The sequence below is a fragment of the Exiguobacterium sp. SL-9 genome (assembly GCF_004336985.1).
Lineage (GTDB): Bacteria > Bacillota > Bacilli > Exiguobacteriales > Exiguobacteriaceae > Exiguobacterium.
The window spans coordinates 1-25,167 of the sequence record NZ_SJUO01000009.1; the positions used below are offsets into that span (position 1 = coordinate 1).

Genomic DNA, 25,167 nt, shown 5'->3' on the forward strand with positions numbered 1-25,167 from the left:
CCATCAACGTCCCCCCGAAAGGTTCAGATGATTTCCTGCGCTCGACTTGCATGTATTAGGCACGCCGCCAGCGTTCGTCCTGAGCCAGGATCAAACTCTCCAAAGAATTTGATATAGCTCTTTAAAAATGACGAAGCTTGCGCTTCATTCAAAAATTGTAAAACATTTTTGCCTCATCGTTCAGTTTTCAAAGTTCGTCTGTCGCTCATTGGCGACTCTTAAAATAATACAAGTCATCGACACAGTTGTCAACCACTTTTTTTATTCTTTTCCGCTGCCATCAGCGGCAACGTTTATTACTTTACCGCATCCTTAAATAGAACGCAAGACTTTTTACAAAAGTTTTTCTAAAAAAGTTTTTAGTATCTTTAAACCGGCAACTACTCCCCATAGAAAAACCTCTCGCCCGTAAGAGCGAGAGGTTAAAACGATTCTTTACTGTTGGTGTCGCATCGTTGGGAACAATAGGACATCGCGAATCGATGGTGCATTCGTCAACAACATGACGAGGCGATCGATTCCGATTCCAAGACCTCCTGTTGGCGGCATTCCGTATTCGAGTGCTTCAAGGAAATCGTTGTCCAATTCATGGGCTTCATCATTACCGGCTTCTTTCTCAAGAAGTTGGGCCTCGAAGCGCTCACGCTGATCAATCGGGTCATTCAATTCCGTGAAGGCGTTGGCATGTTCACGACGAACGATGAACAATTCAAACCGATCCGTGAAGCGTGGATCTGTATCGTTCTTTTTCGCCAATGGTGATACTTCGACAGGATGTCCTGTAACGAACGTTGGTTGCAACAATGTTTCTTCGATTTTCTGCTCAAAGAATTCATTAACGATATGACCGAACGTCATGTGGTCTTGAATTTCGACACCGTGCTCTTTCGCAAGCGCACGTGCCTCTTCATCAGACATCTGTTTCCAGAAATCGACGCCTGTTTCTTCTTTCACCAAGTCGACCATATGCGCACGTTTCCAACCGACGGCCAAATGAATCGTATCTTCTCCATATTGAACGTCCGTCGTGCCGAGTACTTCTTGTGCTACGTGTGCCACAAGCTCTTCCGTCAAATCCATGATGTCATTATAATCTGCGTACGCTTCATATAGTTCAATCATCGTAAACTCTGGGTTATGGCGCGTTGAGATCCCTTCATTACGGAAGACGCGGCCAATCTCATACACGCGCTCGAGACCACCAACAATCAAACGCTTCAAGTGAAGCTCGATGGCGATTCGCATATACAATTCCATATCAAGTGCGTTATGGTGCGTCAAAAATGGACGGGCAGCAGCTCCACCGGCGATGGTGTGCAGCATCGGCGTCTCGACTTCCAAGTAACCGCGATGGTTCAAGAAGTTCCGAATTTCCGAGATGATTCGGCTACGCAAAATAAACGTTTGGCGTGAATCGTTGTTCGTAATCAAATCCAAGTAACGTTGGCGATAGCGTTGCTCGACATCTTTCAAGCCGTGATATTTATCAGGAAGCGGACGAAGTGCTTTCGTCAACAGTTCGAACTCTTCGACGTGGATCGATAATTCGCCGACGTTCGTCTTAAACAACTTCCCTTTCACCCCGACAATATCGCCAAGGTCAGATGATTTAAATAAATCGAACGGTTCGTCACCTACGTCATTTTTGCGCACGTAGATTTGGATTTGTCCTGTAACGTCTTGAATGTGGGCAAAGAAGACTTTCCCTTTTCCACGTTTCGTCATGATTCGTCCGGCAAGCGTCACTTCGACGTCTTGTTCAGCCAAGGCTTCTTTTTCAATTGCCTCATATTGTTCATGTAATTCACCGGCGTGGGCCGAACGTTCAAATCGACGTCCGAACGGGTCAAGCCCTTGTTCACGCATCTCGGTCATTTTTTCAAATCGAACCTGCATTTGGTCATTCATTTCCAACTCGTGACTCACTACTCCATTCACTCCTCTATACGTATTGGGGGATCTTCCTAATAAAAAACTGTCAGCCTCACGGCCAACAGCACAGCCTAAACCGTTTGCTTGTGTGGTTCACTTTTTCGCCAAACAAGCTTACCACAAATCAATTTTTTTCACTAGTTCACACTTCTTGCATTTGTCGCTCGAGTTGCTCCACAAAATGATATAACACAATGCCGAAAGCATCTCGCGATTCTGTTTCATTGATTTGCTTCCGAACCGGGCCGCTGCCTTTCAACCCTTTCAAGTACCACGCCGCATGTTGACGCATCTCGCGAACGGCTGTCACTTCTCCTTTGATGGCAATCAAACGATCAAGATGCAACATACAAATGTCGATCTTTTCACGCGCCGCTGGTTCTGGCGGAAGTTCTCCTGTCTCTAAGTATTGGACGGTTTGATACAACATCCACGGATTTCCTAGCGCCGCCCGTCCAATCATGACGGCATCGACACCAAAATGGTCAATCGCATGCTTCGCTTCTTGAGGTGTCGAGATATCGCCGTTCCCGATAATCGGAACCGTCGCAATCTTCTTGGCTTCGCCGATCCAGTCCCAATTCGCGGTTCCTTCATATTGTTGGGACCGCGTGCGACCATGAATCGCAATCGCTGCGGCACCACCCGATTGGGCGGCACGAACGTTATCAAGAATATAAATGTGATCATCATCCCAACCGAGTCGCATTTTGACGGTGACTGGTTTGTCGACCGCTTGCGACACGGCATTCACCATCTCATAAACTTTATTCGGGTCAAGCAACCATTTGGCGCCCGCCTCACACTTCGTGACTTTCGGGACCGGGCACCCCATGTTGATATCGATGATGTCCGCATTCGTATTTTGGTCCACATACTGGGCCGCCCTGACGAGTGTATCTTTCGAGCCACCAAAAATCTGAAGACTGAGCGGCTTTTCCCGCTCATCGACGTACAGCATCCGGAGCGTTCTCGCATTCTCCAATAAAATCCCTTTATCGCTGACCATTTCGGCACAGACGAGTCCCGCACCGAATTCTTTCGCGATCAAACGAAACGCAGGGTTCGTCACCCCGGCCATCGGGGCAAGGACAGCGCGGTTCTTTATATCAATGTTTCCAATTGTAAACCCTGACACTTCTCCACTTCCTTTGCTAACGTTAAACCGAGTTGACCAATGATTGTAACGGTCCGAGAGGGACGACATCTTGCCGTTCCGACTCTGGGAGGACTTCAAGCAACGCCCGCACCGTCATTCCCTTTACCTCGACCGACGGAGCAATCTCCGCGAACGGGGCAAGGACAAAAGCACGTTCATGCATCCGCGGATGCGGAACAGTTAACTGCTTCGATTGTATATCTTCGCTGTTATAGACCAAGATGTCAAGGTCGATTGTGCGTGGCCCATTTTTGAATAACCGCTCTCTACCTAAAGTCCGCTCAATCTGTTGGAGCTGGAGTAAGACGGCTTCTGCTGGTGCAATCGGCTCAACTTCGACAACCATATTATAGAAGGACGGCTGATCCGTATATCCGACTGGTGCCGTTTCATAGACGGACGATTCCTTGGTCACGCGAAGACCCGTTTCTGTCATCGCTTGAATTGCTTCCGCGAGGTAACGAGCACGATCTCCGATATTTGACCCGAGTGCCACGTATATCATACGTTTCTCCTCCGCGTCATCTCGATTGCGACCGAGTCGTAGTGGCCTGGGATGGGCGGGTCCGGCTTGATGACTTTAACGGTGACGCTTTGAATCTTGTCGCTGTGGGCTAAGACAGCCGTCGTGATACGCTCGCCCAGCGCTTCGAGCAGATTGACCGATTCCCCAGTGACGATGTCTTCCGTCAACTGATAGAGACCGGCATAGCTGACTCCTTCTGATAAATCATCCGTTTGCCCGGCCGGCGCCAAGTCCAACTCACACATCAAATCGATGTTGAACCGTTGACCGAGTCGATTCTCCTCCTCAAACACACCGTGATAGCCATAGAAACGCATCCCATTCACAAACATCTTATCCAATTTGTCCGCCTCCCAGCATTGCGTCCATCATAAGTGACGCTCGTTTATTCTCTCTTACGTCATGAACCCGGATCCACGCACAGCCTTTCATGATGCCTAAACACGTCGTCGCCAATGTCCCTTCCAATCGTTCTTCGGTCGGTAAATCAAGTGCTTGGCCGATAAATGATTTCCGCGACGTCCCGAGTAAAACCGGATAACCGAGGTTCGTGATCACGTCGAGTCGATTCATCAACTTCATATTTTGCGCATAGTCTTTCGCAAAACCGATTCCCGGGTCTAGCCAAATCATCTCATCCGGCACACCTGCCGCTTGAGCGATTTCAATCGATTCATGCAAGTCCCCGACGACCTCCTCGATGAAATGACCATAATTACGATTGTCACGATTGTGCATCAAGATAATGGGAACGTTATGCGCCCGTGCCACTTGTGCCATCGACTGATCTCCCCACTTCGAACCCCAGACATCATTGATGATATCGGCCCCGGCTTCTAATGCCGCCTTTGCCACCAACGGTTTGTACGTATCGATCGAGATGAGCACGTCAAGTTCTTGCTTCAGTTGACGAATGACAGGAACGACTCGCTCGATTTCTTCTTCCGCGGAGACGAACCGAGCTCCCGGCCGTGTCGATTCCCCGCCGATATCAATCGCGTCCGCTCCGTCTTGAACGAGTTGCTTGGCGTGAGCAACCGCCTGATCGAGCGCCGTGTACCGTCCCCCGTCCGAAAACGAGTCTGGCGTTACATTCAAAATGCCCATGATTTTTGTCATCGCGTTTCTTCCCTTTCAATCGCATGCAACAGTTTAGACCAACATGCTTTAAATCTCACTCCGTCCTTGCCCGGGTACGTCCTCCCGGCATAGTCTGTGACCGGAGCGATCTGTTGAACCGAATTGGTCAACCAAATTTCGTCCGCTCGAGCAAGTTCCGCAAACGTCACATCACGTTCCTTCACATCAAACGTATCCATCACCCAACGTCGCGTGACCCCAGCCAGAGGTCCCGTCGCGAGCGGCGTCGTCCAAAGTTGGTCAGCTTCGACCCAGAAGATATTCGAGACAAGCCCTTCCACCACATGTCCTGATTCATCGGCGAACAGACCTTCCGCCTCCCGATCGACGAGCATCCGTTTGCCTAATATATTGTTCATATAATGATGGGACTTTAAGCGGAATGCTGCTTCGGGCCGACTTCTTGGAAACGGGATGGCTTCCAACCGTTTTTCTGTGGGCTGGAACGATTCCGATAACGGTTTGACGATCAGCGTCACGTTCGGACGAGTGTAGCGTCCGTCATAGAGCCCGAGTGGCGCCACCCCTGCTGACACGTTCAAGCGCACATACAGGTTCGAGGTTCCGTTTTGCCGAACGACGTCTTGGATCGCCTGCTCCATCTCTTGTTTCGTATACGGTAAATCAATCCACAGTTCCGCCAAACTCCTCTCAAGCCGTTCCCAGTGGAGATCAAACAAGAACGGAATCCCGTCGAACGTTCGAAACGTCTCGAATAGGCCCATCCCATATAAAAATCCGTGATCCTCCACCGGGATCATCACTTCAGAACTGCCTCGCAGTTCGCCGTTATGCCAAAGCCACATGACGATACACCTCGATGAAGTTGCGAATCATGTCTTTGCCGTGTTCTGTCAAAATCGCTTCTGGATGAAACTGCACTCCTTCAATCGGCAACGTTTCATGCCGGAGTGCCATCACCTCTCCTAGGCTCGTTTCGGCCGTGACATGCAAGCATGCCGGTAGCGAATCTCGTTCGACCGCGAGCGAATGATACCGTGTCACAATCGTCTGTTGTGGGACCCCGGCAAACAGCGTCTGGCCGTCATGTCGAATCGCTGACGTCTTTCCATGCATGAGTCGTTCAGCATGGACGACTTTCCCGCCGAATGCTTGGGCAATCGCTTGATGGCCGAGACAGACTCCGAGAATCGGGATGCGACCGGCAAACGCTTGAATCGCGTCGATACTGATTCCGGCCTCGTTCGGTGTGCACGGTCCTGGTGAAATGACGAGATAACTCGGGGCGAGCGCCTCAATTTCTTCAAGCGTGATGTCATCGTTGCGACGGACGACGAGCTGTTCACCGAGTTCCCCAAAATATTGCACTAAATTGTATGTGAACGAATCATAGTTATCGATGAGTAAAATCATACCGTCGCCTCCGTCATTTCTTTCGCCGCCCATAGCGCTTTCGCCTTCGATAGTGATTCGGCATACTCCGCTTCCGGATCAGAATCAATCACGATCCCGGCCCCTGCCTGAACATGAGCCATCCCGTCCTTGACGACCATCGTCCGAATCGTGATGTTGAACACAAGGTCGTCATCCCAACTGAGCCAGCCGTATGAACCGGTGTAAATCCCACGTCGGACCGGTTCGAGTTCCTCGATGATTTCCATCGTCCGAATCTTCGGTGCCCCGGTGATGGTGCCTCCCGGGAACATCGCACCGAGTGCTTCAGCACCCGATACGCCATCCCGCATCAGACCGCGTACGTTTGAGACGATGTGTTGGACATGCGAGTACTTCTCGATGACCATCAACTCATCGACATGCACCGTTCCGTACACCGCGACTTTGCCCAAATCGTTTCGTTCAAGGTCGACGAGCATGACGTGTTCAGCTCTTTCTTTTTCATTGTCGAGCAACGTCCGCGCCAGTTCTAAATCCTCTGCCTCGTCTCGGCCTCTCGGTCTTGTCCCAGCGATTGGACGGGTCGAGATGGCAGCGCCATGTTTTTCGAGCAACAGTTCCGGTGAAGCCGACACCATCGTGAGCGAATCGTCAGCGAAATAACCCATATACGGTGAAGGGTTCACTTTCCGAAGCGTGTCGTAGATGTGACGCGGGTGTGCGAGGAGCGGTTCCGATTGCCGGACGCTCAAATTCACCTGAAACACATCGCCCTCGACGATATAGTCTTGAATCTTTTGCACCGCCGTCACAAACTTCTCTTGTGACAGCGAACGCGAACGTTCGAGCGTTCCACTCGCGACCGGCGGGAATGTATAATGCGTCTCCGTCCGCCAGAGGGCAGCAAAGCGATCGAGTTTCACCTCTAGCTGATCCTCTGCAGTAACGAGCATATATAAGAGCGACTCTTCTTCATCGAAGACCGCCACTTCATCGAATAATAAGAACGAGACGTCAGGGGTCGCCAAATCGTCTTCCGCTTGCCGTGGTAAACGTTCAAGCGTACGGGCTACGTCATAGCTCACATAACCGATCATCCCACCGAAAAACGGGGGCGCACCTTCTGGTCGCTCGGTGGCGTAACGGGCTCGAACCATTTCGACGATATCGAGCGGCTCACCATGTATCGTTTCCGTCATCTCTGACGTGACGAACGTCCCGACACCATCTTTCACGTGAAGCGTAGCGAACGGCTCGAATCCGGCCATCGTATAGCGGCCGACTCGTCCACTCTCTAACCACGCATAGTTTTTCTTCCCTTCAGTCAATGTCATATACGTGTCGTACATTTTCTCTTTTGTCATGCTCATGGTTTTGAACGCTGTTCGTCTCAAGCCACATTCCCCCGTTCCACTGATTCATGCCTTTAATTGTACACAAGAAAAGGCAGTTACCGAAAGAAGTTGTCTCCCGGTAACTGCCGTTTGTTTACGAACGTACGCTATCTGATTCTTCATCGAATTGGTAGAGCGGTGTGCTGAGGTAGCGCTCTCCGTTTGACGGGATGATCGCCAGCACGTTTTTCCCTTTGCCGAGACGTTTCGCCGTATCGACAGCCGCAGCAATCGCTGCACCTGACGAGATACCTCCGAGCACGCCGTTCGTTTTAGCGGCATGACGTGCATATTCAAACGCCTGATCGGTCGTGATTTGAAGGACACCTTCATAAATCTCTGTATCGAGAATCGACGGGATGAATCCGGCCCCGATGCCTTGGATTTTATGCGGGCCTGGTTTGCCACCCGACAAGACCGGTGAATCGACCGGTTCGACCGCTAGGATTTGAACGTTCGGGTAGTGGGCTTTCAACACTTTACCCGCTCCCGTGATCGTTCCACCTGTCCCGACGCCAGCGATGAACGCATCGACTTGAAGACCTGACGCATCGAACGCGTCGACGATTTCAGGCCCGGTCGTCATCTCGTGCACGTTCGGGTTGGCTTCATTGTTAAACTGCTGCGGGAGGAAATAACCATTTTGTTCAGCCTCTTCCGTCGCACGGCGAATCGCTCCGCCCATCCCTTCAGGACCCGGCGTCAAAATGAGCTCGGCACCGTAGCCACGAAGCAGATTGCGACGTTCCATGCTCATCGTTTCCGGCATGACCAAAATCGCTTTATAGCCTTTGGCCGCACTGACCATGGCAAGACCGATTCCCGTGTTTCCACTGGTCGGTTCGATAATCGTATCTCCTGGTTTCAAGACCCCTTCACGTTCCGCCGCTTCAATCATGGCGAGTGCAATCCGGTCTTTTACGCTAGAACCCGGGTTCATATACTCTAATTTCAAGTAAACCGTGGCATCTTCAGCGCCAGTCAATCCATTTAACTTCACAATCGGTGTCTTTCCAATCAAATCTGTTACTGAATCTACGATACGCATTTCATTTCCTCCTCCATAATTCCGACTATTCCGATATTGTAATCATACCCTATCGGATTCAAAATATGCAATTTGGAGCCAAGCGGTCAGCGTGCTTGTTGTTTCATCGCCTCTAACTGTTCCGCCGAGAAGTGGTATTTCTCGCCGCAGAAATGGCAGACCGCCTCAGCGCCGCCGTCTTCTTCAATCATTTGACGAATCTCTTCGGTACCGAGACCGATGATTGCACTTTCCATGCGGTCACGGCCACATGTGCAGTTGAATTGAACCGGCTTTTGGTCCAACACTTCGAGGCTGTCGCCAAGGAGCATATGGAGCATCTCTTCCGGCGTCTTCTCTTCACCGATCAATACAGATACTGGAGGGAACGTCTTCAAAGCGTTCTCAAGTGCTTGAATCGTTTCTTCTGACGCATCCGGCATCAATTGAACGATGATACCGCCGGCCGCAAGAATCGATTCATCTTCTGGAAGCACGAGAACACCGGCACCGACGACTGATGGCACTTGTTCTGACGTCGCGAAGTAGTATGTGAAGTCTTCGCTAATTTCGCCCGTTTGAATCTCAGACGAGCCTCCGACGTAGTCTTTCAAACCGAGGTCTTTAATGACCGAGATTGTCCCACGTCCGACCGCTTCGCCAACCTTCAATTTCGTCAAGCCGTGATCGTTCACGAACGTCCCACCTTCGACGCGAGGGTGTGACACGTAACCACGTACGTCTCCAGCCGTATCAGCGTCGACGATGATTTTCCCGATCGGCCCATCGCCTTCGACTTTAAGCGTCACGCGAGCGGCACCTTTTTGCATCGCACCAATCATCGCACCGACCGTCATTGTCCGACCGAGCGCTGCTGAAGCGACCGGTGTCGTCTGATGACGGAGTTGCGTTTCAAAAATTGTTTTCGTTGTCCGAACGGCAAACGCACGGACTTCACCGTTAAATCCGAGGGCCCGGACGAGGTAATCAGCTTTCATTTGGTCAAGTAATGCTTGTTGTTCTGGTTGAATCATATCGAGTAACTCCTTTAAGTTTATTTCTGGTTTCGTTCATAGATGAGACGAAGTCCATCAAGTGTCAAAAATGAATCGACAGTGTCAATCGTCTCGGCATGCTCGCTAATCAAACGCGCGAGACCACCTGTGGCGATCACAGTCGCTTCTCCGACTTCACGTTTCATGCGGCCGACAATCCCGTCGACTTGCGCGACATAGCCGTAATACGTACCCGACTGCATCGCTTGAATTGTATTTTTTCCAACGACCGTAGGTGGTGTCGCGAGCTCAATCCGCGGCAACTTCGCCGCCCGTTGATAGAGCGCCTCAACCGAGATCATGATACCCGGCGAGATGATTCCTCCGTGATAGCGGCGGTTCTCATCGATATAGCAGTATGTCGTCGCCGTACCGAAATCGACGATGATGAGCGGTCCATCATACTTAGCGATTCCTGCGACCGCATTGACGATGCGGTCCGCACCGACTTCCCGTGGATTGTCCACATGAATGTCGAGACCCGTTTTCACACCAGGACCGACGACAATCGGTCGGACGTTGAAATAGCGCTGCGACATCTGTTCGAGCGGAAAGATGACCGGTGGGACGACCGAAGACAGAATCACGCCGTCAATCTGATCGAACGAGACGTTCGAGTGATCAAACAGCGATTTTACGAGCATGCCGTATTCATCAGTCGTTTTCGTGCGGTCTGTCGAGATGCGCCAATGATGGACGAGTGTCTCGTCATCATACATCCCAAGGACAATATTTGTATTCCCAACATCAATCACTAAAATCATGATAGCGTTCCTCACTTTGTTGTCAATTACAGTTCGCTCGAATTATAACACGAAAAAAGACGAATGCCTTGTTTAGGGCATTCGTCTCTTTCACTTAGCGTGATTCGTTGTTCGGGCGTTCCGTCGGTGTCGCTTCAGGCTTATCGCCTTCAGGGACAACATCCGGTTTCGCTTCTTGGACGACTCCAGGTTGATCGATGACTTGTCCGTGCTTGACGGCCGCCTCATCTTTTTTCGCTTCGTCGTTCGCATCGTCGTTCGATGGTTCAGACGGCTCTTCCGGTTCGTGCGGAAGATATTCGCGCGTCTTGATCAAGTGACGAATTTGTTTCGAATCAAGCGTCTCGACTTCGAGCAACGTCTTCGCGACGAGCTCGAGATCGTCTTTACGATCCGTCAAGATTTGTTTCGCTTTCGCGTAACAACGGTTGATGATATCGCGAATCTCGAGGTCGATATCTTGCGCAATCGCATCCGAGTAGTTCTGTTCCGTTTGGAAGTCACGGCCGAGGAAGACTTGTCCACCATGGTTCGATCCAAGTTGGAGCGGTCCGAGCTTGTCGCTCATGCCGTAATCCATGACCATCTTCCGAGCGATACCAGTCGCGCGTTGGAAGTCATTGCTCGCTCCTGTTGACACTTCACCGAAGATGACGTCTTCCGCCACGCGGCCCCCGAGGAGACCAACGATTTTATCTTCAAGCTCAGGTTTCGTCATAAAGTAGCGATCTTCTTTCGGAAGCATGACGACATATCCACCCGCGTTGCCGCGAGGAACAATCGTCACTTTATGCACTTCGTCTGCGTTCTCGAGTTCAATCCCGATAATCGTATGACCCGCCTCATGATAGGCGACGATTTGGCGTTCTTTCTCCGAGATGACACGGCTCTTCTTAGAAGGACCGGCGATGACACGGTCGATCGCTTCCTCGACATCCACGACCGAGACCGCTGAACGGTTAGACCGGGCTGCGACGAGCGCTGCTTCATTCAACAAGTTTTCAAGGTCAGCACCTGAGAATCCAGGCGTACGCTGCGCGATTGACTTCAAGTCGACTGTCGAATCGAGCGGTTTGTTGCGGGCATGGACTTTAAGGACTGCTTCACGGCCCTTCACATCTGGACGATCAACCGTGATTTGACGGTCAAATCGACCTGGACGAAGAAGGGCTGGGTCAAGAATGTCCGGACGGTTCGTCGCGGCAATCATGATAATCCCTTCATTGTCGCTAAATCCATCCATCTCAACGAGAAGTTGGTTAAGCGTTTGTTCACGTTCGTCATGTCCGCCACCGAGACCGGCACCACGTTGACGTCCGACTGCATCGATTTCATCGATAAAGATGATACACGGTGCGTTCTTTTTCGCATTCTCGAATAAGTCACGAACACGTGACGCCCCGACACCGACGAACATTTCGACGAAGTCAGAACCTGAGATTGAGAAGAACGGTACACCGGCTTCTCCCGCAGCTGCACGAGCGAGTAACGTTTTACCTGTTCCTGGAGGACCAACGAGCAAGACGCCTTTCGGAATCCGTGCTCCAAGTTTCGAGAACTTGCGAGGGTCTTTCAAGAATTCGACGACTTCGATGAGTTCTTGTTTCTCCTCATCGGCCCCGGCAACATCTTCGAACGTGACGCGACGTTTTTCTTGATCGTAAAGTTTCGCCTTCGATTTCCCGAAGTTCATCACACGACCACCGCCACCGCCACCTTGGGCTTGGTTAAGCAAGAAGAAGAACAAGATAAAGATGATGATGAACGGTAAGATCGCGAATACGATGCTAAACCAGCTACCACTCGATTCTGCTTCTTCGACTTGAATGTCGGTATCCGCCCGAAGCAACGAGAGTACTTCGGCGTATTCGGCCTCGTTGGCCGGGATGTTCGTTTCAAAACGCTGATCTTCGTCTCCTGTAAGGTCACCTGTAATTGAAATAGCTCCCGGGATTTCCTGTACGGTTGCCGTTTCAATTCGATCATCCTCCACATATTCCAAGAACTTCGAATAAGAGAGCGTTTCGCTCTGGCTATTCGGGTTTTGTAAATATTGAAGGAACAAGATCAAGGCCAGGAAAATCACACCGAACACTAAGGTGTTTTTCACTGCACGATTCATTCTCTGCCTCCTATTCCGAGAAACGATGTTCTCGCCCATTCAGTATATGTGTATACTTTGGGTATTTCTTTTATCTTAACACGTCACATTTTCAAAAGAAAAACGTTAGCCCCCGTAAACACTCGGCTTGAGCACACCGACGTACGGAAGGTTACGATATTTCTCTTCGTAATCAAGACCGTAGCCGACGACAAATTCGTGTGGAATCACGAAACCGCTATAATCAGCCGACAATCCGTTCTTGCGGCCCGTCGGTTTGTCAAGAAGCGTCACGATTTTAACCGATTTAGCTTTGCGGTACTTGAGAAGATCAACGAGATAGCCGAGTGTGAGTCCACTATCAATGATATCTTCTACAATCAAGATGTCGCGTCCTTCTACAGATGTATTTAAATCTTTCTCAATTTTGACTTCACCAGTCGATGATGTTCCGCCGTGGTACGTCGACACGTCCATGAAATCCATTTCTAAATGAATGTCCATCTCTTTGACGAGGTCCGACATGAATGGCATCGCACCTTTTAACACACAGACGAGGAGTGGGAACTCTTCTTTATATTCTTCGCTAAGGGTTGCAGCGAGTTCTTTCACTTTACCTTGAATCTCTTCGTTTGAAATCAGTACTTTCTCCATATCGTTCATTAATGACATCTTAAAATCCTCCTCTTTCTTATCCGACACAATCATCATTTTACCATTAATCGTGGGCACATCGCACCCGACTTATCCGGAAAATCGGAAACTCTTACTCCTACTATAGCGATAACCTGTCCGGTTGCGTCAACTATCAACGGGACAAAAGGTCGTTTTTCTCGCGGAATCTTCGCGTCAATGAAGATACGAGAAACTTTTTTCGTCCCGATGGACAGTTTCATCACATCTCCAGCCTCGACAGAACGAATCACTAATGGTAACTCGACCGCCTCGAGCGGGATGCCCTGCGCCTCTTCAACGACCTCGAGTGAAAACCGACTTGTACCGAACGTCACATGCGCGGGGAACGCCGTCACCACTCGTTCATCCGGGGATGGCATCGGCCGACCGGTCGCCTGTAACGATAAGACTCCGTCGTGTTTCCGCAGTCGCCACGGACCTTCTAAATCGACATGCACTGAACCTCGCGAGCTCGCAAAAAGTCGTTCCATCGCTTCTCCTACTTCTACCCCATATCGAGTACAAAGTAATCGCCCTACGACGTATCGCTCGAGCCGATCCAAACTGATTATGTCCTCTAGTTTCACATGAAACGCTTTCATCTCAAAATGAACCGAGGTCTCCATCCACACCTTCATGCGTTGGTAACGTTCACCCCACAGGTCGCGCTGACGTCGGGCCGTTTCGCTCACGACGTGAACAAGATCCGGTTGTGCCATGAGGAGTTGCGGGACGAACTGATGGCGCAACTTGTTTCGTAAGTAATCCACTTCGGCATTGCTCGCATCTTCTCGCCATTCGAGTCGATGTCGGGTGGCATAAGCAATCAGTTCTCGTTTCGGTTCCGATAAGAGTGGGCGGACGAGTTCTCCTCCGGCAAACGGGCGGCGCTCCGGAATTCCTGTCACTTCGACGACGTTACGTTGAAGTTGGATGAGAACCGTCTCGAGTTGATCGTCTGCATGATGGGCCGTCATCAGTTGTGTATAACCGAATTCCTGCATAACTTGTTCAAAGAACGCATATCGTGCCGTCCGGTAACTCGCCTGTGACCCACCATCCGGAAAAGTGAGTCGCTTACCATGAAACGGGACGCCGTAAGAAGCAGCCAGACGTTGTACGAAACCATACTCTTCATCCGACTCGAGACGCAATCCGTGATGGACGTGGGCCACCCCGATCTCAAGACCGCTTTGAACAGCACGGTCTAACAAGACGACCGAATCGACTCCACCTGACACCGCAATCAATACTTTCGCCATCCGTCGCCCTCCTTGATATAACAAAAGAAGCCATCTCAAGTGAGATGGCTTCTTTTCGCTTAGGTAAGTGACCCGTACGGGATTCGAACCCGTGTTACCGCCGTGAAAGGGCGGTGTCTTAACCGCTTGACCAACGGGCCTAAATAAAATGGTAGCGGCGGAGGGAGTCGAACCCACGACCTCACGGGTATGAACCGTACGCTCTAGCCAGCTGAGCTACACCGCCATGTTATTGTTGTGTCCTAAGCACATTTTCTATAATAACCAGTACCCACGTCAGTGTCAATTCTTTTTTAAAAGTTTTTTTTAGAAAAAAATCGTGTACAGTGGCTTCTTATCCACTATACACGATTTTCAGTTCGTTGTGCATCAAGCTTCTGACGTCGTCAGCCGATATTTTTTCTTCCAAGCGATGTGGAAATATCCCCATAACAAGAAGAAACAAGCGGCCGATACGAACGACAGATACAAAATGGCTTGTTGCAAGTAACTCCAGCCATCCGCTGACAAAATCTCTTTATAACCTGCAACTGTATACGTCATCGGTAACCAGGCGTTGAACGGCTGCAACGCACTTGGAATGAGTTCGAGCGGGAATGTCCCGGCCGAAGTCGTCAGTTGCAGAATCAATAAGACAATGGCGACGAAACGACCTGGATTTCCGAGCGTCGTGACAAGCAGTTGCACGATCAACAAGAAAGTGATGCTCACGAGCCAACTGAATCCAAAGAACTGAAGGGGTGCCTCGACTTCAAGTCCGAGCAGCATGACCATCGCCACATCCAAGACGAGCGCTTGAATCAAGCCGACCACGAGCAACACACCTGATTTCGAGACGAGCCACGACAGGCTGCGCTTCGGTTTACCAGCTGGATCGTATAACGGGTAAACGATCGATAACAAGAGCGCCCCGACGAATAGACCGAGCGACATGAAGTATGGTGCAAAGCCGGTTCCATAGTTTGGAACAGGGTGGATGGATTCATTCACAATCGTGACCGGCCCCGCCATCATGTCGACGTTGTCTTCTCGAATGTCAATCGACGCGGCCGCGGCGCCTTCTGCAAGCGCGTCCCGTAACTCACTGTTGCCAGATTCTAAATCTGACAGTCCATTCGCGAGTTGAGTGCTTCCGGATTGTAGGTCTTTGCCCCCATCCGCCAAGCGTGAGGCTCCGTCCGCAAGCGTACTCGTTCCGTCGCCCGCGCTTTTCGCGCCGTCTGCGAGTTTTGAACTTCCTTCAGATAAAGCCCCCGTCGCTTCCGTCAGACGGTTACTACCCGTCGCAAGTTCTGACGTCCCGACTTTCAACTCACCAACGCCCGCACTTATCTGACTGCTTGCAGTAGCCAACTCTTTCGAGCTCGTAGCGGCCGTTTGAGCCCCTTGATCTACTTGGGTCGATCCTTCAGCCAACGCTTGTGCTCCGTTTGCCAATTCGATTTGTCCTTCCTGCAACGTCGCGAGTCCCGAGGCGAGCTCGCTCGCACCTGCCTCGGCTTGTGTCAACCCGTCACCGAGTGCGACTTGTCCTTCTTTCACGCGTGTTGCTCCCGCTGCCAGTTCATCGAATCCGGCTGCGGTTGCCGTTTGACCTTCCGTCAATTGCGCCACGATTGCTTGTAGCATTTCCGGTGGCGCCGATTGCCCAGACTCGGCGAGTGCCGATAGCTGCGTGATCAACTCGTCTTGGCTGGTCAACATCTTTGTTTTCATTTGACCGATTCCATTCACGAGTTGCGTCTCACCTGCAACCAGGCCGGCGTTGCCTTCTTTCGCCGACGTCATCGCCGCCGCTAATTCGTTCGAACCCGCGCTTAATTGAGCACTGCCATCCTTTGAACGAACAATTCCGGCTGCGAGCTCTTGTGCCCCTTGATTGAGGGATGCAGTACCACTCTGCAATTCTTCCAACTTCGATGCGAACGTGCTCGTCCCTTCGACAAGCTGACTCGTCCCATCTTGGAGCGCAGAGGCCCCGTCATTCACTTGACGTGCCCCATCCGCCAAGGCGGCACTGCCGTCATATACTTGCTGGCTCCCATTCGCCAACTCGGCCGTCCCAGACTCAAGTTGTGCGACACCTTCGTTTAACTGACTAGCCCCGTCAGCCAATTCACGTTGCTTCGAAGCGAGTAACGCCGTTCCATCGGCCAGTTCGGTCGCCCCGTTCTCAGCCGTCTTCGAGCCGTCCGCGAGCTTCGCGGCCCCGGCTGCGGCGTCATCGAGCCCCGAGGCGGCGTCTTGAATCCCGTCACGCATTGCACTGACGTACTGTTTGGCGACTTCGGTTGATAGTTCGCCTTTCACTTGTTCCATCGCCGAACCACCGATTTGAGCTGCTAAAAAGTTATATGATTCGTTAGCGATATACTTCAGTTCGAGCTTCTCCGGCTTGTCATCGAGTGCAGTCGTCGCTTTTTCCGAGAAATCCGCTGGAATCTCAATCGCCATGTAATAGTCATGGTCGTCTAATCCGGACGTCGCCTCTTGTTTTGTCGTCTCGACAAATTCGAACGCATCAGATGTCTTTAATTTCTCCACGAGCTCGTCACCGACAGCAAGCTGCTCCCCGTCGAACGTCGCCCCACGGTCCTCGTTCACGATTGCCACCGGCAAGTCTTCCATTTGTCCATACGGATCCCAAAACGCCCATAAAAACATCCCCGCATACATAAGCGGCACGAGCGCGACCGCAAGAATCGGAATCCACACGCGTGGATCTTTCCCGATACTTCGCCATTCTGCTGTCCACAGTTTCCATCCATTCATTTCAACTCTCACCTTTCACTTATAAAACATAACTATTTTTTCATGTTCCTTATTTTGCTCGCTTCCTTTCAAAAATGCAACCCTTTTTAGTTATTTTTTATAACAAAAAAATAAACGACAAAAAAACCACAGACTTTGAAAGTCTGTGGTTCGTCGTCTTCCTGATGAAGAACGTCTATCGTACGAGTAGAAGCTGATGGTTTACGAAGGGTTACCCGCGCTTGGCTCCACGTCCACCACGTTTTGAGTCAGTTTGACGTTTTAACGTCGTCAAGCGCTCGTCGCTGTCTTTCAAGAACTTGCTCATCAACGTGTCGAACGTTTCTGGTTCACGGCGTACTTCACGACGTCCGCCGCCACCACCACGTGGACCGCCACCGCGTGGGCCACCACCGCGTGGGCCACCTTGTCCTGGACCACCTGGGCGTGGGCCGCCTTGACCCGGTCCGCCCGGGCGTGGGCCACGAGAGAAACGCTCGCCGGCTGGGCGCTCTGGACGTTCACTGACAGGACGATCGACGGCCTTTTTGATAGACAACCCGATTTTGCCATCATTTTCGACGTTTAAGATTTTGACCGTCACTTCTTGACCGACCGTTAGAACCTCATTGATGTCTTTGACGTAAGAATCTGCCACTTCACTGATGTGCACCAAACCCGTTTTGCCATTTGGAAGCTCTACGAACGCTCCGAAATGCGTAATCCCTGTAACCTTACCTTGTACCTTGCTTCCTACTTCAATTGACATAAAATAATGTACTCCTTTTTTTGATTGATTCCCTACAATTATACGAGTCGATTCGCCAACGGTCAACGAACCCACTTATTCCTCTGGTGAGAAGTAAAAAATAATCTCGCCATCTTTCGAGAACAACAGCTCGTTGCGCGCTAGATTGGCGATGTATTCTTCGTCTTGTAAACGCTCGACCTGCTCTTTTAATTCCGATTGCTCGTCCTTCGTTTCCCGAAGTTCGACTTGCGCTTCATTTTGTTTCCGTTCCTGTTCGGACACATATCCGACTTTTGAGAAGTAACTCTGACCGATGAAGACAATCATCAACAAAAAGAGAAGCGAGGCTGCAGCCAGGCGGCGTCGAAGATGGATACGTTGCCGGCTCTTTTCTTTTTCCAGCTGTTCTCTTCGTTCATCAAGAGCCCGAATCCGCTGTTTGCGTTCCATCGGGTTACGTCCATTCATCGAATCACCTTCCTCCTGTCCTGTTACGTCCAGTATACCTTTTTTTTACGCTTCCGTACCACTGTTCACCTTTTCTTCTTTGAGCAAGCGGTACATTTCTTTCGCGTCCTCTTTGCGGGCATGCTCGGCAATCGAGTCGATGACGACCGTGACGAGCTTGTTCCCAAATCGAATTTGCAACTCGTCACCGACTTTGACGTCCGTGCTCGCTTTCGCCACTTGTCCGTTCAATTGAATCCGGCCTTGGTCGGCGACTTCTTTCGCCAACGTACGCCGTTTAATCAAACGGGATACTTTCAAAAACTTGTCTAGTCTCATAATCCCTTCTCCTTCGCTTCATCCCAGAGTCGATCCATCTCGTCGAGCGTCATCTCTCCGATGGAGCCGTTCGCTTCAATATATTCGAATCGTCTCTTAAATTTTTGGTTGGTCCGTTCGAGCGCCTGCTCGGCGTTCAAATTGAAATAACGCGCTACGTTGACGACCGAGAACAGGACATCGCCAAGCTCTCGTTCATCTTCAGGCTGACTTCTCCACTCGTGAAGCTCTTCTTCTAACTTCTCGAACGCACCTTGCACATCGTCCCATTCGAAACCGACTTGAGCAGCTTTCTTCTGCAATTGCTCGGCCCGCATCAACCCAGGTTGCGTCATGAGGACACCATCTAGCTGCGATTTTCTCTTTTCCCCTTTTTCCACTTGTTTAATCGCATTCCAATTCGTCACGACTTCATCGGCATCATCGACCGTCACGTCACCGAACACATGAGGATGACGGCGTACCATCTTCTCACTGACGGTGCCAATGACATCCCGAATATCGAAATAGCCTTCGTCCGCCCCGATTTGGGCATGTAACATGACTTGAAGCAAGACGTCACCGAGCTCTTCGACGATGGCATCATCGTCTTCCTCGTCGATCGCTTCAATCAATTCGTACGCTTCTTCAAGCAAATATTTGCGAAGCGATTCGTGCGTCTGCTTTCGATCCCATGGGCACCCGTCCGGTCCACGGAGTGTCGCGATGATGTGCTTCAACGTCGAAAACTCGCGGGCGAGATGTGCTTCGTCCATCAACGGCGGCACATAGAGCGTCGTCAAGTTATCGACCTCTGCCACGCGGTCCATCTCGTAGAGTGGGATTTCACTGACCCGCTCGCGTTTCGTCCCAGCAGCCGTCACGAGTTTGACGACATGCTCATCCGGATACCGTTCCATCAGTTGTACTTTCACATCGCCGGCCACGAACCCGTCATACACTTGACCGATCAATACGTGTTGGGTCACTTGAATCCGTTCCACATCGAGCGCAGTCGCATCGAGTAATTGGAAGCCGTTGATTGGGTCGATGCGAAGGGCTTGGAACATGGCGTCCAAAAAGCTCTGTCCCCCGAGGAACGTGACGTTCGCATCTTGCTCGACGAGCAGTTCGACCGTGCGCTCCGCCACGAACGGATGACCCGGCACGGCATAGGTGATGGCCATCTCTTCACTCTTCTCGAGCAATGTCGCAACGATTTGGGTATACACTTCCTCAAACGTATCGCACGATTCGTAAATCGAATCGAACGATTCAAAGTGAACGCCTTCCATCTCAAGCTCTTTGACGACCGGGTGCTCTTTCGTACGCAACCAAACGAGCGGTTGCTGTTTCAAGTGACGATAGACACCGAGTGGTAATTGCTCGAGTTCGCCAGACCCGAGGCCGACGACCGTAATTCCGTAACTCATATTTAATTCTCCTTTTTTTCTAACAGATTGATGAGTCGACCTCCGAACGGAATCATCTCCCACTCTTCTGTCGTCAATACTTGTTCTTTCCATAATCGCCAGACATAACTGCCGGCCCCAAGCAAGAGCATGGATCCAAGCCAGACGAGGGCGTCAAGACGGTCTGTCAACCAATCAAGCGCAATAACATTCAAGCCGAGCAAGACGACGCCCATCGGCGCCACCGTTTTGACGAGACGCCCATAGTGTTTAAATCGGAGCATGCCTAGCGGGATGATTTGATCGAGCCGATTGAAGTTGAAGGCGGCCATCGCTAAAAAGGCAATCGACGTTCCAATGGCGGCCCCTTCAATACCGTAGTGAGGAACGAGCCACAGGTTGCTGATCAGCTTGACACCGATTGCGAGAAGCATGCCGATTGCGGCCGTCCGTTCCCGGTCAATCGCCTGTAGACACGTCATACTCGCTACGGCAAGCGATGCGGCAAACGTGCTCGTCGAGAGTAAGACGAGCGCCATTGTTCCGGCCGCATTTTCAAATAAGGCGATATTTAACGGGAACATGACGCCCATCAGGCCAACCGTCGCCGCTGCGGCAACTGTCGTCGTCACGCGAATCATCGAGCTGAGTCCGAAAGACGTCGCCTCGACCCGACCGGCACGATAATGGCGCACCAAGTTCGGTACGTTCGCCATCCCGAGCGCCGTCGTGAAAAGAATCGCGAATTGAACGAGCGGATAGCCTCGGTCAAATACCCCTTTCCCGACTTTCGCCGCGTAATCCCCACCCATCAGATTGACAATCGTGAATGAGTCGACGAGTTGCATCCATAAAATCCCGAGCGAGGCGAATCCGACGGCAAAGCCGGTCGTCAGTAAGATTCGAAGGACAGACCGCAACGTCGCGGATTGTACCGGGACGACTCTTAGCTGCTTCGCCCATAACGACAAGATGACAATGGCGATGACACCCCCGACGAGCGTCGCTGCGTACGCATAACGGCTCAACGTATAGGCGTCTTGTCCAAAGCGGACGCCAATCAACAAGGCGATGAGCAAAACTGTGACGCGGACAAGATTTTCGAGCACTTGCGAAATGGCGCTTGGTCTCAAGTCATCGACCGATTGAAACGAACCGCGGAGCACCGCCAACGCGGGCATGAGCAAATAACTCAGACTGATCACGCGTAACGTCGGTGCGAGTTCTACATCACCGAGGAGACGGGCAATAACCGGCGCGAGCGCCCACATCGCGATGACAAGTGTGAGAGCGAGACCGAGCAAGACATAAAAACTTCCCCATAACACTTCGAGCTTTCGCCGCGGCCCTTGGGCCCCGACACCGATTTTCGCAATCACGACCGGCATCGCATACATGCCGAGCGAGGCGACGATTGCGGCAAATGGATATACCGTCTGATAGGCATATAACCCGAAGTCTCCCGCGATATTTTGGTACGGGACCCGATACGCAAAACTGATGAACTTTGAAAGATAGCCCGCGAGCGCAAATAAGACGACCCCGGTCGCAAACTTACTTGGCGACCGCATGCGCCAACCTCTTCACGAGCTCTTCAAGTACAGTATCGGCATCATTCAACAGCTCGACGACTGGCATCCGACCGCTGAGCGACAACTTGAGCGCGCCGTTGTCTTGACCGACACCGAGCTTCCGGCCGAGCGGCATCGTCCATTCCATGAATGATGGGACGTCAAGCGCCGTCGTCGATTCGAGCGACAATACCATCTCGATGCGACCCGGTGTCTGTTTGATACGGGCCACTTTCGCCATTTCCCCGTAAATCCGTAGACGCGTCAGTTGGATGAGGAGGGAGACCGGTTCTGGGAATTCGCCGAACCGTTCAATCAACTCGTCTTGAAGGGCGAACAAAGCCTCTGGTGTATCAACATATTTGAAACGTTTGTACATCTCAATTTTCAATTCGCTATCTGACAAATACTCGTCTGGGATATACGCGTCCGCTTGGAACGTGATCTCCGGTTTGAAGACGACTTGTTTCGCCTGACCGCGCATCCGGTCTTTCCGTTCTTCGATGGCTTCAGACAACATTTGCGAGTATAAATCGAACCCGACCGAATCAATAAAGCCGGATTGCTGGGCTCCGAGCAAATTGCCGGCGCCGCGAATCGATAAGTCGCGCATCGCGATTTTGAACCCGCTCCCGAGCTCCGTGAACTCCTTGATGGCCTGTAACCGGCTCTCCGCGACCTCGGTCAAGCGCTTGTCTTTCCGATACGTGAAGTAGGCGTAGGCAATCCGGTTGGAACGGCCGACTCGACCACGCAACTGATACAGTTGTGACAGCCCCATCTTATCCGCATCGTGGACGATAAGCGTGTTCACGTTTGGGATATCGATGCCGGTCTCGATGATCGTCGTCGAGACGAGCACGTCTGCTTCTCCTTCAAGGAAGCTGATGAGCTGGCTCTCGAGTTCCGTCTCGGTCATCCGACCGTGCGCCGTCGCGATACGCGCTTCCGGTAACAAAGCGCGAATCTCTTCAGCTTTCCGTTCAATCCCTTCAACGCGGTTGTAGAGGAAGAACGCCTGCCCGCCTCGTGCGAGTTCGCGCTCCAGTGCCTCACGCAGCACGATGCCGTCATACTCCATGACATACGTCTGGACCGGGTAGCGGTTCTCTGGCGGTGTCTCGAGAACCGACAAATCTCGAATCCCAATCATTGACATATGGAGCGTCCGCGGGATCGGTGTCGCTGTGAGCGTCAAGACATCGATGTTCGTCTTCAACTGCTTGAGTCGCTCTTTATGTTTGACCCCGAAACGTTGTTCCTCATCGATGATGACGAGACCGAGGTCGGCGAACGTGACGTCTTTCGACAAAACACGGTGCGTCCCGACTACGACGTCAATCGTCCCTTCCTTTAAACCTTTCTTCGTTGCAGCCATCTCGCTTTTCGAGCGGAATCGGCTCATGACGGAGACGTTGATTGGAAACTCACTGAACCGCTCGAGCATCGTCTCGTAATGTTGTTGTGCGAGCACGGTCGTCGGCACGAGAAAAGCGACTTGTTTGCCGGCAAGAACCGCTTTAAATGCGGCTCGAATCGCCACTTCTGTCTTTCCATAACCGACATCGCCACAGAGGAGACGGTCCATCGGTCGCGATCGCTCCATGTCGGCCTTGATTTCAGCGATAGAACGGACCTGGTCCTCTGTCTCCGCATACGGGAACGAACCTTCAAATTGGCTCATCTCCTCATCATCGGTCGGGAATGCATAGCCGACGGACGCTTCCCGCGCCGCATACAGCTTGATCAGCTCATCGGCGATATCTTCGACCGATTTGGCGACTTTCGATTTGACCTTCTTCCACTCGGTTCCACCAAGTTTATAAATCTTCGGCTCTTTCCCTTCGGCCCCGACATATTTTTGGACGAGATCGATTTGATCGACGGGGACATAGAGCGCATCGTCGCCGGCGTAGACAAGATGTAAGTAGTCTTGGTGAATGCCGCCGACTTCGATGGTTTTGATGCCGAGGTACTTCCCAATCCCGTGATGGATGTGGACGACGTGGTCGTTCGGTTTTAATTCTTGATAACTTTTAATCCGTTCAGCGTTCGTCAAGTTCTTCGTCTGTCGTTTCCGTTTCGTGACACGCTTGAACAGTTCCTCTTCGGAAACGACGACGAGACGGCTCGTCGAGAGTTCGAATCCGCCTTCGATTTGCCCGATCATGACGTGGACGTGACGCGGCAACAGCTCGCCATCCACATTCGTGAACGTGGACGAGATGCCATAGTCTTCAAGCAACGCCACGACTTTATCGGCTCGCATTTGATCTCCTGCTAAAAAGACGAGGCGATGGTCACCTTGTTGCCACCGTTCAACTTCTTGCTTCAGCAAATGCATCTGTCCGTGGAACGCCGGGAGCGGACGGCAACTGAGATGGACCGTGTTCGTCTCCGGAATTCCCGACCGTCTCGATGGGAGGAGCGAGAACGCCACTTGCTTCAAATCACGAAACACTTTATGCATCGGGACAGCGAGCGTATAGTTGCTGACGGACTCGCCGCGTTCAATGAGCGACGAGAACCATTCGGCTTCCTCACGGTCTTGCACATCGGCAGCATCTTCAATCCGTGCCACTTCATCTAAAATTAAGACAGCATCCGGTCCGACGTAATCAAGGAGCGTCGAACTATATAGGAGCGGGGTATACTTCCCGACCTTCTCAGGTGCTTCGCCACGGCCAAACTGTTCGATGTCCCGGGCAATCCCGTCCTCGAGCGCTTGACGAATCGTCTCCGTCTCGATCAACGAGAGCGTCCGATCGTATTGACGTTCGAGTGCCTGTCCGGCTTTTTTCAGTTGTTCTGTCGACGCGATAAACTCGGTGGCTGGGGGAATGACCGCTTCAGCGACGACCCCGAGTGAGCGTTGTGTCTCAGCATCGAACGTAAAGATGGAATCCACTTCGGTATCGAATAAATCGATTCGATACGGACGCGCCTCCGTGAGCGGATAGACGTCCAAAATGCTTCCCCGTACAGAGAACTCACCCGGCGCGGTCACGGTGGCCGTTCGTTCATATCCGAGCGTGATGAGCGTCTCGGCAAACGGCTTCAAATCGAGTTCTTGCCCTGGTTTGATGATGCGATGGCTCGTCTGCCAGTCCGTCGGGCTCGGGATAAAGCGACGTAACCCACCAAGTGGCACGACAAGGACGCCTCCCGTTTCGTTAAGGAGACGTGTTCGAGCTTCAATCCGCGCGGCAAGCAGTTCCGGGCTCGATGTGAGTGACAGTTCGCCAGCGAGCGTCTCATCAATCGGATAAAGCAACGTGTTGCTCGGGCCGACGAGCGACTCGAGCTGATCATACATTTTTTGCGCTTGATACATGTTATGCGTGACGACAACGAGGCGTCTTGGCGAATTTTTCGCCAAACCTGCCAACACGAGCGCCTTAGCACTCGTTGTCAGACCGGTGACGAGTTGACGATCGACTTTTGGCAACCGCTCCCGAATCACGTTCGTCTCAGGCAATGCCAACATGAATTTCTCTAAAGCATTCATTTGATTTCCTCCACCTCA

At 51.6% G+C, this 25,167-nt stretch carries 21 protein-coding genes, 2 tRNA genes and 1 rRNA gene; all 24 read right to left on the minus strand.

Annotated elements, in window-relative coordinates:
- Positions 1–106, minus strand: a 16S ribosomal RNA gene (locus EVJ34_RS14960); the annotation flags it as partial.
- 329 nt (positions 107–435) lie between these two features.
- Positions 436–1,926 carry a lysine--tRNA ligase gene (lysS, locus tag EVJ34_RS14965; protein ID WP_131438124.1) on the minus strand — a complete coding sequence of 497 codons (1,491 nt, stop codon included), beginning with the start codon at positions 1,924–1,926 and terminating at the stop codon, positions 436–438.
- Positions 1,927–2,074: 148 nt separating this feature from the next.
- Positions 2,075–3,013: a tRNA dihydrouridine synthase DusB gene (dusB, locus tag EVJ34_RS14970; protein ID WP_236636729.1), complete on the minus strand. Its 939-nt coding sequence runs from the start codon at positions 3,011–3,013 to the stop codon at positions 2,075–2,077.
- Between the two features lie 79 nt (positions 3,014–3,092).
- The gene (gene folK, locus EVJ34_RS14975) at positions 3,093–3,596 is read right to left on the minus strand and encodes a 2-amino-4-hydroxy-6-hydroxymethyldihydropteridine diphosphokinase (RefSeq protein ID WP_131486141.1); all 504 of its coding nucleotides are present in this window, start codon (positions 3,594–3,596) and stop codon (positions 3,093–3,095) included.
- On the minus strand, positions 3,593–3,958 hold the full coding sequence (folB, locus tag EVJ34_RS14980; RefSeq protein ID WP_236636727.1) for a dihydroneopterin aldolase: 366 nt from the start codon (positions 3,956–3,958) through the stop codon (positions 3,593–3,595). Before folB ends, folK begins: the two co-directional genes overlap by 4 nt.
- Entirely contained in the window at positions 3,951–4,736 is a 786-nt protein-coding gene (gene folP, locus EVJ34_RS14985) for a dihydropteroate synthase (RefSeq protein ID WP_131486142.1), read from the minus strand. The genes folB and folP overlap by 8 nt, the downstream gene beginning before the upstream one ends.
- Complete coding sequence (locus EVJ34_RS14990) at positions 4,733–5,563, minus strand: aminotransferase class IV (RefSeq protein ID WP_131486143.1); 831 nt, start codon at positions 5,561–5,563, stop codon at positions 4,733–4,735. The genes folP and EVJ34_RS14990 overlap by 4 nt, the downstream gene beginning before the upstream one ends.
- The gene (gene pabA, locus EVJ34_RS14995; protein WP_131486144.1) at positions 5,547–6,131 is read right to left on the minus strand and encodes an aminodeoxychorismate/anthranilate synthase component II; all 585 of its coding nucleotides are present in this window, start codon (positions 6,129–6,131) and stop codon (positions 5,547–5,549) included. The genes EVJ34_RS14990 and pabA overlap by 17 nt, the downstream gene beginning before the upstream one ends.
- Complete coding sequence (locus tag EVJ34_RS15000; RefSeq protein ID WP_201739956.1) at positions 6,128–7,507, minus strand: anthranilate synthase component I family protein; 1,380 nt, start codon at positions 7,505–7,507, stop codon at positions 6,128–6,130. Before EVJ34_RS15000 ends, pabA begins: the two co-directional genes overlap by 4 nt.
- A 94-nt stretch (positions 7,508–7,601) precedes the next feature.
- Positions 7,602–8,555, minus strand: a complete 954-nt coding sequence (cysK, locus tag EVJ34_RS15005; RefSeq protein ID WP_131438116.1) for a cysteine synthase A — start codon at positions 8,553–8,555, stop codon at positions 7,602–7,604.
- Between the two features lie 86 nt (positions 8,556–8,641).
- On the minus strand, positions 8,642–9,568 hold the full coding sequence (hslO, locus tag EVJ34_RS15010) for an Hsp33 family molecular chaperone HslO (protein WP_131438115.1): 927 nt from the start codon (positions 9,566–9,568) through the stop codon (positions 8,642–8,644).
- Between the two features lie 20 nt (positions 9,569–9,588).
- Positions 9,589–10,353, minus strand: a complete 765-nt coding sequence (locus EVJ34_RS15015; RefSeq protein WP_131438114.1) for a type III pantothenate kinase — start codon at positions 10,351–10,353, stop codon at positions 9,589–9,591.
- 94 nt (positions 10,354–10,447) lie between these two features.
- A complete protein-coding gene (gene ftsH, locus EVJ34_RS15020; RefSeq protein ID WP_131438112.1) occupies positions 10,448–12,475 on the minus strand; it encodes an ATP-dependent zinc metalloprotease FtsH in 2,028 nt (675 codons plus the stop codon).
- A gap of 105 nt (positions 12,476–12,580) precedes the next feature.
- Positions 12,581–13,126 (minus strand): hypoxanthine phosphoribosyltransferase, encoded by a 546-nt coding sequence (gene hpt / locus EVJ34_RS15025; RefSeq protein WP_131438110.1) that lies wholly within the window; start codon positions 13,124–13,126, stop codon positions 12,581–12,583.
- 35 nt (positions 13,127–13,161) lie between these two features.
- On the minus strand, positions 13,162–14,391 hold the full coding sequence (tilS, locus tag EVJ34_RS15030) for a tRNA lysidine(34) synthetase TilS (RefSeq protein ID WP_201739957.1): 1,230 nt from the start codon (positions 14,389–14,391) through the stop codon (positions 13,162–13,164).
- A 68-nt stretch (positions 14,392–14,459) separates the two neighbouring features.
- Positions 14,460–14,531, minus strand: a tRNA-Glu gene (locus tag EVJ34_RS15035).
- A 9-nt stretch (positions 14,532–14,540) separates the two neighbouring features.
- Positions 14,541–14,617 (minus strand) — tRNA-Met (locus EVJ34_RS15040).
- Positions 14,618–14,760: 143 nt separating this feature from the next.
- Positions 14,761–17,163 carry a YhgE/Pip domain-containing protein gene (locus EVJ34_RS15045; RefSeq protein ID WP_131486147.1) on the minus strand — a complete coding sequence of 801 codons (2,403 nt, stop codon included), beginning with the start codon at positions 17,161–17,163 and terminating at the stop codon, positions 14,761–14,763.
- A gap of 211 nt (positions 17,164–17,374) precedes the next feature.
- The gene (locus EVJ34_RS15050) at positions 17,375–17,911 is read right to left on the minus strand and encodes a S1 domain-containing RNA-binding protein (RefSeq protein WP_131438105.1); all 537 of its coding nucleotides are present in this window, start codon (positions 17,909–17,911) and stop codon (positions 17,375–17,377) included.
- Positions 17,912–17,986: 75 nt separating this feature from the next.
- A complete protein-coding gene (locus EVJ34_RS15055; RefSeq protein ID WP_131438103.1) occupies positions 17,987–18,361 on the minus strand; it encodes an FtsB family cell division protein in 375 nt (124 codons plus the stop codon).
- A 45-nt stretch (positions 18,362–18,406) separates the two neighbouring features.
- The gene (locus EVJ34_RS15060; RefSeq protein ID WP_021065741.1) at positions 18,407–18,679 is read right to left on the minus strand and encodes an RNA-binding S4 domain-containing protein; all 273 of its coding nucleotides are present in this window, start codon (positions 18,677–18,679) and stop codon (positions 18,407–18,409) included.
- A complete protein-coding gene (yabN, locus tag EVJ34_RS15065; RefSeq protein ID WP_131486148.1) occupies positions 18,676–20,091 on the minus strand; it encodes a bifunctional methyltransferase/pyrophosphohydrolase YabN in 1,416 nt (471 codons plus the stop codon). Before yabN ends, EVJ34_RS15060 begins: the two co-directional genes overlap by 4 nt.
- Before the next feature lie 2 nt (positions 20,092–20,093).
- Positions 20,094–21,641, minus strand: coding sequence for a polysaccharide biosynthesis protein (locus EVJ34_RS15070; RefSeq protein ID WP_131486149.1), 1,548 nt, complete (start codon positions 21,639–21,641; stop codon positions 20,094–20,096).
- Positions 21,625–25,149, minus strand: a complete 3,525-nt coding sequence (gene mfd, locus EVJ34_RS15075; RefSeq protein WP_131486150.1) for a transcription-repair coupling factor — start codon at positions 25,147–25,149, stop codon at positions 21,625–21,627. Before mfd ends, EVJ34_RS15070 begins: the two co-directional genes overlap by 17 nt.
- Between the last annotated feature and the right edge of the window lie 18 nt (positions 25,150–25,167).